The organism is Legionella yabuuchiae, assembly GCF_900640115.1.
Classification (GTDB): domain Bacteria; phylum Pseudomonadota; class Gammaproteobacteria; order Legionellales; family Legionellaceae; genus Legionella_A; species Legionella_A yabuuchiae.
On the sequence record NZ_CAAAIW010000002.1, the window covers coordinates 56,885 to 70,467 of the forward strand.

The following is a 13,583-nucleotide window of genomic DNA, read 5'->3' on the forward strand; positions in this document are numbered from 1 at the left end:
CTTAGCTATAAATTAAACAAGATGTCGCTTTAGGGAAAATATAAAAAGATCTGAAATTCCTTTCAAAACTATCGCAACTCATAGGATTAATAGACGTCTTAGTTGTCTTCCCATTCATTATGAAAGAATTAATTTTTAGAAAATATAAAAATTCTCCATTTTTTATAAGAGATAGGGTTGCGCCAATTACTGAGCCAGTCGCATTAGATAAATAACGGTCTTTGCCCATGTTAGTGACAAATAGAATTGCAAAAACAAAATACTTACCGTGCAATAAATGATTTTATGGTATACTAGCAATCCAATCATTTAACAAGACAGGTAATTTATGAGAGAAGATGCTTCACCTCGCTCCAGGTTATCAAGATTTTTTAGCTTTTTGCGTCGACTTTGGCATAGATTGATTGGAAGAGCTACACCAGATTATAATCTCCTCTTAGATTTAGAAACTCCTAATAATATACAAATAGTACCGCTTGACATTAGTAATACTGTCGACTTACTAAGCTTTGATAGAAGCAATTTAGAGTTGCCGACTACAAGAGAACTGTATATACGATTCATGGGGTCACAAAATATACCCCTCATAGGGTCACAAAACAATTTTCATCAGTTTTTCCAAAACATGCAAAATGATAGACCGTGGCGAGAACATCAAGAGCCATTTTTTCGTTCTCAACAAACGGCATGGGAAGACCCTTATCATTGGTGGTGTCGTCAAGAACCCCTTCTAAGCTTACCCGACCCTGAGGATTTTCGAAATTCATCAAAATTAGCTGGAAATACTAATTTAGACATTCCGGAAGAGTTTATCTGTGCAATTACTCACCAAATAATGACAGAACCTGTTTACGATCGAAATTTTCCTCAACAAAGATATGATCGACATGCAATTGAAAGATGGTTGTCGGATCATTCTACAAATCCATACACCCGAACCCAGCTAACTACGGAAAACCTTATTGCCGATGATGGTTTAAAAGAACGCATAGACGAATTCGTAGCAAACGTGCTCGAGACATCAGTCGCTTTAACACCTGGAAATTTCTGACTTATTTGCAGCGACCGGGATTACCTTAATCTAATTTAATACTAGGCGTTGCTGACAGCAACGCCTAGATGATTTACCGCTGAGCAACCGCCAGTCCTTTCAGAATGGTCAATGCGGCATATAATTGATAATCATCGTGAATCAAATTTTGGTCAGTTTGAGCAATAGGTCCTGAGATGGATAATGTATCCTTATCTTTCTTCTTATCCTTATCTTTTGCCTCAGTATTGTTGAGTAAATGGCCATTTAAATCGGCTTCAGTAAACCCAGTGAATTTAACCTCGTTTTCCGCTTTAGGAATGGATACCTCTTCAACAATAATATCAGGCGTTATGCCTTTGGCCTGTATTGAAGTGCCTGAAGGGGTATAATAAAGTGCGGTGGTTAATTTAATGCCGCGCTTTTCGTCCAAAGGTAAAACCGTTTGCACGGAACCTTTTCCAAAACTTTGCGTACCCAGTATAATAGCTCGCTTATTATCCTTAAGCGCTCCGGCTACAATTTCTGAAGCAGAAGCGGAGCCATTGTTAATCAGTACGACCATGGGCGCATTATCTAATATATCACCTGGGTTGGCTAAAGCGGTGAATTGAGTACCGGGTAAACGTCCCTCCGTATACACAATTTTCTCTTCTTCCCCCGATTTATCATTATGAATAAATGCATCCGAAATCTGAATCGCAGAATCTAATAATCCTCCTGGATTGTTACGGAGATCTAAGACTAATCCTTGTAGCTTACCGCCTGATTCCTGTTTTAACTGCGCGATCGCATTGAGCATATCTTTGCTGGTCAACGCTTGAAATTGTGTTAGGCGAATATAACCAAATTGTTTATCTAATAATTGGCTTTTTACGCTTTTAACCAGAATTTGTTCACGAACCAATGTAAAGTTCAGAGGTTTGTTTTCACCTTTTCTAAGTATAGTAATATCAATGGTGCTGCCTGGTTTCCCACGCATAATCTGAACAGCGTCTTTTAATTCCATGCCTTGCACAGATTTGTCACCCAGCTTAATGATGTAATCACCCGCTTTAATTCCTGCTTTAAAGGCAGGGGTATCAACCAGGGGGGTAACCACTTTAACCACACCACCTTCTAGGGTAACTTCAATACCTAAACCGCCAAACTCGCCATTGGTCGCCGTTTGTAATTCTTTAAAATCATCTTCATTCAGGTAGGTAGAGTGTGGATCCAGACCGGTCAACATGCCTCGTATCGCGTTATCAAACAGTTCTTTATCATCCGTTTGTTTAACATAGTATTTTTTGATTTGGCTAATCGCATTGGAAAAACGCTGAACTTCTTCCATAGGAATGCGTTGGCCATCATTGGCTTCTGCCAAAACTGGAATCGGAAACACAACGGCGACTGCAAGCAAGCCTGCCATAGTAGTTGATATTAGTTTTTTTGCCGACATAAATATTCTCCTTGCAATCACGGCGTCTCTTGCCGGTATTTGCCCTGATGTTGTTATTCTTGTTTCTGCTGCAAAAACAGGCCAGAGAACAATTAAGACAACCAATCTAGTGGAGAAATTGCTTTTCCACGGTGTCTTACTTCAAAGTATAGACCGTTTTCTTTAAGTCCACCGCTATGACCAACCGTTGCTATCTGTTCACCTTGCTCAACGTTTTCACCCGTTTGTTTGAATAACGCTTGGTTATGAGCGTATAAGGTCATATACCCACGACCATGATCAATAATAATCAGCAATCCATACCCTTTTAACCAGTCACTAAAGACGACTTTCCCTGGATACACAGCATCTACGGGCAGTCCTTCTTTGGCGTAAAACATCACACCTTGGTTGATGCGATTAATTTTCTTTCTCGATACGGGGACTGGAAAAGGTAATTTATGGCGTGCGAAAGCAGTCTGCGCTTTAACAGCACTCCTTTGGGCTAAATCTTTAAGCAAGCGGGAGAGATTTTCTTTATCTTTTTGGAAATCCGTTAAGGCATGCTGCTGATGATCAATATCCTGATTTAAGTCTTTAATCAGTTTAGTTTGATAAAGTTTGCCTGCTTCTAGTTTCTCTTGTCGTGCAATTAGATTTTTTTCCAAGACTTGTTGTTCTTGTCGTTCTTGACTCAGGGCATTCTGGCTGGCGAGTAACTTATTCTGAAGGGTATTAACATTTGTGATGCTTTGTTGATGAGCTTGAATCAAATATTGATAATAGGTAAGCAACTGCCCAATAGCATAAGGATTTTCTTGATTTAAAATCCATTTTAAAGGCTGATACTCCCCCATTTTATAGCGAGTTCGCACTTGATTGGCTAAACGTGTTTGCTCCATTTTAAGCCGTTGGTTTAAGGTGCTAATTTCATGATTTAACAAATTGATCTTATCGATATTTTTATCTATTTGCTTTTTGGTTTTACTCAAGTCATGAATGCAAGCGCTGATTTGTTTTTCGGTCGCAGCAAGCTCTTTGGTGAGTAACGATTTTCTATCTTTGGTTTGATTTAAGGAGTGTTCCAGGCGAGTTATTTTTTGCTCCAGCGCCTTTAATCTAGTTTTTGTTTTCAAAATGGTTGCAGGTTCTGCATAGGTTAAATGAACCATAAAAAAAACACATAAGAACAGCCAATTAAATGGAGGTTTCATCGTCTTTTACCATTAACGAGTGCCCCGTCATTTCTTCGGGGGGGCTAATATTAAGAAGCGTTAGCATGGTGGGGGCAATATCGATTAAGCTCCCACGGTCTACGTTAAACCTCCATTCACTTCCGACGAACACTAAAGGTACGGGTAAATTGGTATGAGCCGTTTGGGGTTGTTGAGCCATGGTGTCAAACATGAGTTCAGCATTGCCATGATCGGAGGTAATTAATAATGTTCCGTTGACCTGCTCAAGAGCGTCCCCAATCCGCCCCAGACAATGATCCAAACATTCAATGGCTTTTATCGTGGCAGCGAAGTTGCCGGTATGTCCCACCATATCGGCATTTGCATAATTGCAGATGATGACATCATGTTCTTGGTTAATAATGGCGCTCACAACGGCATCGGTTATTGCAGGAGCGCTCATTTCAGGTTGCAAATCATAAGTCGCTACTTGAGGAGAAGGAATTAATAACCGCTCCTCATGCGGGTAGACATGCTCAGAACCACCATTTAGAAAAAAAGTGACATGCGCGTATTTTTCGGTTTCAGCAACCCTTAATTGGCTAAGGCCATGATTCGCTAGAACTTCACCAAGGGTGTTGGTTAACTCTGGGGGAGGGAAAGCGCTTTCCGTTGGAAGCTTACGACTGTAACGAGTCATGCTTACAAAATGGGCTAACGACGGATGACTTTCGCGCTCAAACCCTTGAAAATCTTGATCCAAAAAGGCATGTGAAAGTTGTCTAGCGCGATCGGATCTAAAATTGAAAAAAAATACCGAATCGCCGCTCTCTATTGTTTTCCCTTCACCAATTTTGGTTGGAGGGATAAACTCATCAGAAATCGATTCCTCATAAAAGTGGTGCAACGCTTTATCCGGCGATTCAAAGTGATATTGGCTCTTATTTTGCGTTAAAAGCTGGTAAACGGGGTCAATTCGTTGCCAGCGTTGGTCGCGATCCATTGCGTAATATCGGCCGCTAATGGATGCAATAGAGGCTGCTGGATACTCTTCTAATAAATGATCGAGCTTCTTAAAACTACTAAGCGCGCTCTGCGGAGGTGTATCTCGACCATCCAAAAATAAGTGTAAGTAAACGCGATGAAACGATTTAGCGTTGCAGAGTTTTATAAACTCATAAAGATGCTGTTCGTGGCTATGTACACCGCCCGGTGAAAAAAGGCCCATCACATGGATGGATTTGCCGGTTTGTTTCATATCATCAATCATTTGATTAAATACCGGGTTTTTAACAAACTGCCCCGACTCAATGGCTTGATTAATGCGTGTGAAATCTTGCGAGATAATTCTTCCTGCGCCAATATGCATATGGCCTACTTCGGAATTCCCCATTTGCGCATCGGGCAGGCCTACGCACTCACCAGAGGCGTCAAGCATCATGTGAGGAGAAGTCTTCCACCATTGATCCCACTGCGGGGTAGAGGCTTTAGCTATAGCATTGAATTCAGCCTCTTCGCGATAACCCCAGCCATCTAAGATTAGCAATACAAGAGGGGCGTTATGGGACATAATTTCTCCAAATAAAACTGAATAGGCTTTAATACTAAAGTCTTTCGATTCTGGACTCAATCGTTGATGGTTATTTTGTTCCTAACTAACGCTTAATCTTTTGAAACAAACAGGGTAGACTATGAGCCATTTATTTAATGAGAGAAGTATTCGCTTTGAAGCAAAACATTCCGAATCATGTGGCAATTGTAATGGACGGAAATGGCCGCTGGGCTGAACGCCATGGGTTGCCCCGTGTTGAAGGCCATAGTGCTGGTATTGACGCCGTTAAATCTGCGATCCGATTTTGTTTGGCTAAGGGCATTGCTGTATTAAGTCTGTTTGCGTTCAGCACCGAAAACTGGAAACGACCAGAGAAGGAAGTTGATTTTTTAATGCAATTATTCATTCATGCCTTAAAACAAGAAATTCAATCGTTGTATGAACATGGCGTTTCTTTACGATTTATTGGCGACCGATCGCAGTTTTCCAAGGAATTGCAGCAAGAAATGCGGGCTTCTGAGACCTTGACTTGTCATAATCATAAGCTGATTTTAAACGTGGCGATGAATTACAGTGGGAAATGGGATATTCTTCAAGCAGCCAAGCATCTTTTTGAGCAAATTTCTCGAGATAAGATTCCATTGGATGCGTTTAATGAAACGCTTTTTTCTAACTGTTTATCCACGGGAGAGTTAGGTGATCCCGATCTATTGATTCGCACGAGCGGTGAGCAACGAATCAGTAATTTTTTCCTATGGCAATTGGCTTACACGGAATTGTATTTTTCTGATGTACATTGGCCAGACTTCTCGGAAGAGGAGTTTGAAAAAGCAATACAAGATTTCAGCTTACGAGAACGAAGATTCGGTCAAATCTCAAAGCAATTACCGGGCAAAAGTCATGTTTAAGCAACGATTGTTGACAACCATTATATTAATTCCTTTAGTCTTATTCGCGATCTATTACGCCTATCCCTGGATACTTGGACTAGTCTTACTCGCGTTAATCATTATCGGTGGGTGGGAGTGGTTACAGCTGATGCCGGTTCAATCCGTTGTAATTAAATTATTTTTTATTGTTGCATTAATGATCATGGTTGGCATTTCTTTCTGGTGGTTTAATTACTGGATGTATGTAGGATTAGGAGCTTGGTTTTTAATTTTGATCGCCGTGATGACTTTTCCGGCATCTAAAACATACTGGGGGCATCCCTCAATCGTTGGTGGCGCTTGTCTATTGTTACTTCCGCTCTTTGCCGCATCTCTTTCGGCAATTTATTTCTTACCGAATGGTAAGCATTTAATCGTTTACTTATTATGCTTGGTATGGGCTGCAGATGTGGGGGCCTATCTGATTGGTAAAGCGTTCGGAAAAACAAAATTAATTCCACAAGTTAGTCCTGGAAAAACGATAGAAGGGTTGATGGGTGGAATTTTTTTATCATTGAGCGTAGCTCTGGTGGCCTATGTATATTTTAAACCCGAGAACACTTGGGCGTGGTTTTTATTAGCGGGTTTTATCGCTCTCATTTCCGTTCTAGGAGATTTATTCATCAGTATATTAAAACGCCGTTGTCAGGTTAAAGACACAGGACATGTATTTCCAGGACATGGCGGTGTACTGGACAGATTAGACAGCTTAATCGCGGCCGCCCCCATTTTCTTTTGGGGAGTTTATCTTCTCACCACAGGATTTTAGTATGTGGACAGCATTTTATTTTATGTTAGCGCTATTGATTCTTATCGTAGTGCATGAATATGGTCATTTTATTGTGGCTCGCCTTTGTGGTGTAAAAGTACTTAGATTTTCCTTCGGGTTTGGAAAGGTACTCTTCAGTTGGAAGGGAAAAAAAGGAACGGAATACGCTTGGTCAATTTTTCCTCTAGGTGGTTATGTGAAAATGCTGGATGAAACGGAAGGCGAGGTTCCAGAAGAAGAACGTCATTTAGCATTTAATAACAAGCCCTTATGGAAAAAGGTAGCGGTAGTCATTGCCGGCCCTTTGTTTAATTTTTTGTTTGCTCTTTTTGCTTTATGGTTAATGTGGGTGATTGGGTTTAAATCTTTGGCTCCGATGATTGAGCAAGTTAAGCCAGGAAGTATTGCGGCTCAAGCTGGATTAGAGTCTAATTATGAAATTTTAGCGTTAGCCGAGGAAAAGATTGATAGTTGGCGTGATTTTCAATACGCCATAATGCCTTATCTAGGTAGTGATGCCTCCATCAAGCTGAAAGTAAAGTCTCTTGATAATGGCGCGCTTAATACAGTAATCCTTCCTTTAAGAAATTGGGAAGTGGGGATAAAAAAACCTGATCTTTTGAATAGCCTCGGCATTGTTCCCTTTGTTCCTAGCATTCCCCCTGTCGTCGGCGAGATTGTTCGGGATACACCAGCCTCCAAGGCGGCCCTTAGCGTAGGGGATAAAATAACCGCGATTAATGGAAAAGAAATTACGGATTGGCTGGAGTTGGTTGAATTTGTGCGACAACATCCAAACCAGACGATTCAATTAAGCGTCCTGCGCGGCCAAACGCCTCAAACCATTTCAGTAACCGTCGGAGTAACGGAACGACAGGGAGAACAGGAGGGGTTTCTAGGCTTAAAATCAAAAAAAGTGGATTGGCCTGAACACTGGCTAAGAGTCCAACAAAAAGGGCCGCTTAATGCGCTAGAAAAATCATTTAGTCAAACGCTTGAGCTCACGGGTGCAACGTTCACGCTTCTCGGACGCTTAGCGATAGGAAAGCTTCCCATTCAGAGTTTAAGTGGCCCTGTTGGTATTGCACAAGGTGCCGGCGAGTCAGCACGAGGAGGCCTATCCTATTATCTTTCGTTTTTAGCACTAGTTAGTATTAGTTTGGCTGTGTTAAATCTGCTGCCTATCCCAGTATTGGATGGGGGGCATCTTCTTTACTATCTCATCGAAGGAATTCGAGGGAAGCCTCTATCGGAAGAGGTTAAATCGGTAGGGATGTATATCGGACTGTTTTTATTGATGGCGCTGATGGTTATCGCGCTTAGCAATGATATTTCTAGATTAATGGGATAATTGGATTTTAATTTGTTTTTCTCGTCTAGTTTGTTTTGTGGGTGTAAGATTTTTCTGTCCTTACTCCTGAAATCATATAGAAGGGATTGCAGGGGAAGGTTGTACTTTTCTTGACACGGCCAATGACTTCCTATAAAAGGGTTAATTGACTTGAGATTGGGTACAACGCATGTTCACCAATACCTGGTAACAATAGTTAATGCCAGGCAAAGATGTTCCGGATTTAAATAATAATAATGAATAAAATGAGTAAGAATTTTGTATTAAGTGCCTGTTGTTCAGCCGCTCTATTTATATCTGCACAAGCCTTTGGTGCCGATAGTTTTATTGTACGAGATATTAAAGTTACCGGATTACAACGTGTTAGCGTTGGAACGGTTCTCAATTATATTCCTGTGCAAGTGGGTGAAGAAGTTGGCCCACCATCGACGCCTAAAATTATTCGCGCTTTATATGACACTGGCTTTTTTCAATCGGTCGTGCTTGAGCGCCAAGGCAATACATTAATTGTCAATGTGGTAGAACGCGCTACCATAGGTTCGATAAATGTGGTGGGAAATAAAGAAATTCCCAGCGATAAAATGAAAGAGATTCTAAAAGAACTCGGACTCGTTAAAGGCCATGTTTATCAACGCGCTTCGCTTGAGCGATTAGAGAAAGAGTTAAAGCAGGCTTATAATGCACGCGGTAAATATAACGCTCGTATTGATAGTAATGTGACCACGCTTACTGAAAACCGCGTAGCCATCAATGTGACTGTCTCTGAGGGTCGCGTGTCACGTATTAAAGAAATAAAAATTATTGGCAATCAGCATTACTCAGACGCTGAACTATTGTCGCAATCGGCGTTATCCAGCAGCAATATGTTCACTTACTTCACCAAAAAAGATCAATATTCAAAGGCAGCGATGGATGCTTCTTTGGAAGCATTGCGTTCTTTTTATTTAGATCGCGGCTATTTGAAGTTCAAAATTATTTCATCCCAAGTACTATTATCTCCAGATAAGAAAGACGTTTTTATAAATATTCATATCGAGGAGGGGCCGCAATATCGTTTCTCTGGTTATGAGATTGTCGGTAAAACAGTTCTTCCCGAAGAAAAATTACGTTCGTTAATTCAAGTTCGAAAAGGCGCCGTATTTTCGCGTAAAAAAGTAACCCAGAGCATTTCAGCGATAGGAACCGCCTTAGGAGATGTAGGTTATGGCTTTCCAGCCATCAATGCAGAACCACGAATTAACGAAGAAAACAAAACCGTGTTTATTGCTTTTGTGATGGATCCTGGTCGCCATGTTTATGTTCGTCGTATAAATTTTCACGGCAATACAAAAACAGGTGACTATGTCCTCAGGAATATTATTCGACAGGACGAGGGTGCGCTTTTATCGTTACATAATATTAAAGAATCTGAACGTCAGTTGCGTTTATTAAATTATCTAAAGAATATTGATGTAAAAACAACGCCAGTGCCAGGAGCTAATAATCAAGTCGATTTAGATATCTCGGTTGAAGAAGCACCCTCCGCTGAAGCAAGTGCATCATTAGGTTATGGAACTACGGGTCCTCAATTTAATGCTTCTTTTAATCAGTATAATTTTATGGGAACCGGAAGAACGGTTGGCCTGGCCTTTAATGCAAGTTATTGGGGACAGGACTATTCGTTCAATTATTACAATCCGTTTTATACGAATACCGGGGTTGGACGTGGGGTAAGCATCTATTTCCAGAAAGTTGATCCTCAACATCTCGATGTGGCTAGCTATTCTTCGGATCGTTTTGGTGGTGAAGTAAATTACAACATGCTTTTGAGCGACAGAGATAGTCTCCAATTTGGTTATGGGTATCAAGGTTTAAATATTCAATCGGTTGGTAGAGTGCAGCAGGTTCAAAATTTTGTAAGCCTGTATGGTCGTAACTTTAGTCAGATCCGGCTCAATACAGGTTGGAATCGTAATTCTTATGATCAGATGCCATATCCCACTAAAGGGATAAACCAACAGGCGGGTGCGATGTTGTCATTACCAGCAAACGGTCACTCTCTTAATTATTATAAAGCCTCCTATCAAGCAAGGATGTATTATCCAATCACCCGCGGTTTTATATTTACTCTCTTAGGGAACGTTGGGTATGGTAACGGCTTTAGAAGAGATACAGGCTTGCCATTTTTTGAAAATTACTTTGCCGGTGGTATCGCGCAACCAGGTCAGGTTCGTGGTTATGAAAGTTACTCCTTAGGCCCTCAAGACAATTTTGGGAATGCTTTAGGTGCAAATTTACTGGTGAATGGAAGTGTTGGTTTAATTCTTCCCTATCCTTTGAGTCGTGATAACATTCGAACCAGTATTTTTGCCGATGCGGGAAATGTGTTTGCAAAAGATACCCCTGCGGCATTAACTGGTACACCTTCAGGTCCACTACGATATTCAAGTGGTATCGCGATAGAGTGGCGGTCTCCTTTTGGTCCGTTATCGTTTAGCGTTGCAAAACCTTTGAACAAGCAGCCAACGGATGAAGAACAGATATTTCAATTTACGTTATCCTCAAGTTTCTAGCGATAAAATTTCGATTAAAGAAAGGTAGCTGCGACACTAATAGTGTTCTGTTGAGGAAGGGTTATCGCATCCCCTTGATAATTGTGCTAGCATTTATTGGATTGAATCAGGTGAAAATGCGTGAATTAATCGTTGTTGTGTCCCTGAATAAAAAGTAACATATTCTCCGAGTTCAAAAGGTATATCGAGGGCGTGCCCTAGGTAAGTGATTTGGGTCAATAGTATATATATTTTTCAATATGGAGTGAAATTATGAAGCGACTTGGGTTATTGTTAGCCATTTTATGTTCGGTGCTTAGCGTGCCTGCAATAGCGGATAGCAGCAAAATTGGTGTGGTTGATTTACAAAAAATCATGCAAAACTCCCCCCACATGAAAGAAATTCAAGGCAAGCTAGAAAAAGAATTTAAGCCAAGAAGAGACAAGCTGGTTGCTGCTGAGGAAAGCTTAAAAAAAGATATGGATAAATTTAAGCGTGAAAGCGCCGTGATGAGTGAAAAACAACGCAAAGACCTTGAGCGAAAAATCGTGGCCGCTCAACAACAATTTGAACGAGAAGGGCAACAGTATCAACAGGAATTAAGCGCGGCTCACAATGAGCAAATGGAAGCGTTTTACAATAAAATTCGTGATGCAATTGTAAAAATTGCTAAAAACGATAAGTATGACATTGTTTTACAAAAGGATGCCGCACCTTACAGTGCTGACAAACTAGATGTTACTGAGAAAGTAATGAAAGAAATTAAGTAACATTTTTTTTGAAGTGCATAAGCGATTAGCGAATTTAGCTATTCTAATCCACGCCCAGTTTTACTGGGCGATTTATTTCTCTTCTCCTGGCTTCTATTACAGGGAAAGTTTACAATCACCCATTATTGAGAAATAACTAGTGAGAATTTTCTTATGAGTGATCCTATTAATATCACCAAAGTACTGGATTTATTACCTCATCGTTATCCCTTTATTTTAGTGGATAGAGTTTTAGAGTATAAAGAATTTGATTATTTAGTTGGGTTGAAAAACGTTACGATTAATGAACCTTTTTTCCCCGGCCATTTCCCTGGCAATCCAATTATGCCTGGCGTATTAATGTTAGAAGCCTTAGCGCAAGCTAGCGCCATATTGTCTAATCTGTCTCGTACACCATCCGAAGGACATGATTTTCTTTATTTTTTTGCCGGCATTGATAAAGCGAAATTTAAACAAATCGTAGTCCCCGGTGATCAATTGCGACTAGAGGTTAAGTTGATTGGTCAAAAAAGAGATTTTTGGCGTATGCAGGGTGAGGCCTATGTTGATGACAAAGTGGTTTGCTCTGCAGAACTAATGAGTGCTGCGAAGGAAGTTAAACGTGATTAGTGAGCATGCTATTATTCATCCTGGAGCAAAATTAGCTGAGGGTGTTTCTGTTGGGCCTGGAACTATTATTGGTGACGGGGTTGAAATTGGTGAGGGCACATGGATAGGGCCGCATGCGGTGATTCAAGGTCCCACTGTAATCGGCAAATATAATAAAATTTTTCAGTTCGCGTCTGTTGGAGATGCACCTCAAGACATTACCTATAAAGGGGAGCCCACCCGTTTGGAAATCGGGGATAATAATATTATCCGTGAATTTTCCATGATTAGTCGAGGAACAGTAAAGGGAGGGGGATTAACCCGCATTGGAGATAATAATTTTCTGATGGCCTATACCCATATTGGTCATGATTGTATGGTCGGTAACCATAACATCATGGTCAATTACTCGGCACTATCTGGCCATGTGATTGTCGAAAACTACGCCAACATTGGCGCTTATGCTGCTGTGCATCAATTTTGTCATGTAGGTTCCTATGCTTTTATTGCACGAGCTACCTACGTCACTAAAGATGTTGTACCCTATGTCATGATTGCAGGTCCTTCCACTTCCGCGTGTGGAATTAACACCGTGGGTTTAAGACGGCGTGGGTTTTCATCTGAAGCCATTGATTGCTTAAGGCGTGCTTACAAAATTATTTTTCGTAAAGGATTAACCGTGGCCCAAGCAATTACCGAGCTACAAGCTTTAAGAGAAGATTGCATTGAGGTAGAACCAATGATTGAAGCCCTGCATAAAGCTACCCGTGGGATCGTAAGATAAACATGCTATTCGCCACTCTTACCGTTGCTCTAGGAGGTGCATTGGGCGCTATATCCCGATATGCTACTGCCTCACTGATACAGATAATCTTAGGCGCTAAATACCCCTATGGTACCTTGCTGGTGAACTGTCTTGGGTCATTTCTCATTGGGTTTACCATGAGCTATTTAATGGAACGCATGGCTTTCGGCGCAGAGCAATGGCGGTTGTTTCTGGTTATTGGTTTCCTAGGATCTTATACGACATTTTCAAGCTTTGCCTGGGAAACGTGGGCGCTGTATAACAATGGACAATGGGTGAGCGCATTGTTGAATATTGTCCTCAATAATTTGGGAACATTATTACTAGTGATTCTAGGCATTCAGTTAGAAAGGATTATGGGAGGAAGCTAATGCAGGTTAAAGTGACGCGGGTATATCTCAGTGAAGAATCAAGCCTATTGCCTGAATTGTTTAATCAACTTCATGAGCAAAAGATTAAAGGAGCTACAATATATCGAGGTGTAAAAGGGTTTGGACTTGGCGGAAAAACGCGCGAGAGCAGTTTACTTGATTTACATTTTGATTTACCCATGGTGCTTGAATTTTTTGATGAACCTGCTCGAGTAGATAAGATAATCGAATCCTTTAAAGAAAAATTGGAGCCTGGAAGAATTTTACAATGGTTAGCAGAGGTTAGTTAAG

13 protein-coding genes are annotated in these 13,583 nt (G+C 40.8%); 10 read left to right on the top strand and 3 right to left on the bottom strand.

Going from position 1 to position 13,583, the window contains the following annotated elements; genetic code table 11:
- The first annotated feature begins 328 nt into the window (after positions 1-328).
- Complete coding sequence (locus tag E1O47_RS01030) at positions 329-1,051, top strand: U-box domain-containing protein (protein WP_133129417.1); 723 nt, start codon at positions 329-331, stop codon at positions 1,049-1,051.
- 73 nt (positions 1,052-1,124) lie between these two features.
- On the opposite strand, the gene E1O47_RS01035 is transcribed toward E1O47_RS01030, so the two are convergent.
- The 3 genes from E1O47_RS01035 to gpmI all read right to left on the bottom strand — a co-directional run bounded on the left by E1O47_RS01035 (position 1,125) and on the right by gpmI (position 5,195).
- Positions 1,125-2,471 carry a S41 family peptidase gene (locus tag E1O47_RS01035; RefSeq protein WP_133129418.1) on the bottom strand — a complete coding sequence of 449 codons (1,347 nt, stop codon included), beginning with the start codon at positions 2,469-2,471 and terminating at the stop codon, positions 1,125-1,127.
- Positions 2,472-2,563: 92 nt separating this feature from the next.
- Complete coding sequence (locus E1O47_RS01040; protein WP_242601950.1) at positions 2,564-3,664, bottom strand: murein hydrolase activator EnvC family protein; 1,101 nt, start codon at positions 3,662-3,664, stop codon at positions 2,564-2,566.
- On the bottom strand, positions 3,648-5,195 hold the full coding sequence (gpmI, locus tag E1O47_RS01045) for a 2,3-bisphosphoglycerate-independent phosphoglycerate mutase (RefSeq protein ID WP_133129419.1): 1,548 nt from the start codon (positions 5,193-5,195) through the stop codon (positions 3,648-3,650). Before gpmI ends, E1O47_RS01040 begins: the two co-directional genes overlap by 17 nt.
- Positions 5,196-5,350: 155 nt before the next feature.
- Between gpmI and E1O47_RS01050 the strand changes: the two genes are divergently transcribed.
- From E1O47_RS01050 to E1O47_RS01090, 9 genes are all read left to right on the top strand, one after another.
- The gene (locus tag E1O47_RS01050; protein WP_242601957.1) at positions 5,351-6,085 is read left to right on the top strand and encodes an isoprenyl transferase; all 735 of its coding nucleotides are present in this window, start codon (positions 5,351-5,353) and stop codon (positions 6,083-6,085) included.
- On the top strand, positions 6,078-6,875 hold the full coding sequence (locus tag E1O47_RS01055; RefSeq protein WP_133129421.1) for a phosphatidate cytidylyltransferase: 798 nt from the start codon (positions 6,078-6,080) through the stop codon (positions 6,873-6,875). The genes E1O47_RS01050 and E1O47_RS01055 overlap by 8 nt, the downstream gene beginning before the upstream one ends.
- 1 nt (position 6,876) lies before the next feature.
- Positions 6,877-8,226 (top strand): RIP metalloprotease RseP, encoded by a 1,350-nt coding sequence (rseP, locus tag E1O47_RS01060; RefSeq protein ID WP_133129422.1) that lies wholly within the window; start codon positions 6,877-6,879, stop codon positions 8,224-8,226.
- Positions 8,227-8,462: 236 nt separating this feature from the next.
- The gene (gene bamA, locus E1O47_RS01065; protein WP_133129423.1) at positions 8,463-10,778 is read left to right on the top strand and encodes an outer membrane protein assembly factor BamA; all 2,316 of its coding nucleotides are present in this window, start codon (positions 8,463-8,465) and stop codon (positions 10,776-10,778) included.
- Between the two features lie 252 nt (positions 10,779-11,030).
- Positions 11,031-11,528, top strand: coding sequence for an OmpH/Skp family outer membrane protein (locus E1O47_RS01070; protein ID WP_133129424.1), 498 nt, complete (start codon positions 11,031-11,033; stop codon positions 11,526-11,528).
- A gap of 153 nt (positions 11,529-11,681) precedes the next feature.
- The gene (fabZ, locus tag E1O47_RS01075; protein WP_133129425.1) at positions 11,682-12,137 is read left to right on the top strand and encodes a 3-hydroxyacyl-ACP dehydratase FabZ; all 456 of its coding nucleotides are present in this window, start codon (positions 11,682-11,684) and stop codon (positions 12,135-12,137) included.
- Positions 12,130-12,900 carry an acyl-ACP--UDP-N-acetylglucosamine O-acyltransferase gene (lpxA, locus tag E1O47_RS01080; RefSeq protein ID WP_133129426.1) on the top strand — a complete coding sequence of 257 codons (771 nt, stop codon included), beginning with the start codon at positions 12,130-12,132 and terminating at the stop codon, positions 12,898-12,900. The genes fabZ and lpxA overlap by 8 nt, the downstream gene beginning before the upstream one ends.
- A 2-nt stretch (positions 12,901-12,902) precedes the next feature.
- Complete coding sequence (gene crcB / locus E1O47_RS01085; protein ID WP_133129427.1) at positions 12,903-13,292, top strand: fluoride efflux transporter CrcB; 390 nt, start codon at positions 12,903-12,905, stop codon at positions 13,290-13,292.
- A complete protein-coding gene (locus tag E1O47_RS01090; RefSeq protein WP_133129428.1) occupies positions 13,292-13,582 on the top strand; it encodes a DUF190 domain-containing protein in 291 nt (96 codons plus the stop codon). Before crcB ends, E1O47_RS01090 begins: the two co-directional genes overlap by 1 nt.
- Position 13,583 lies beyond the last annotated feature (1 nt).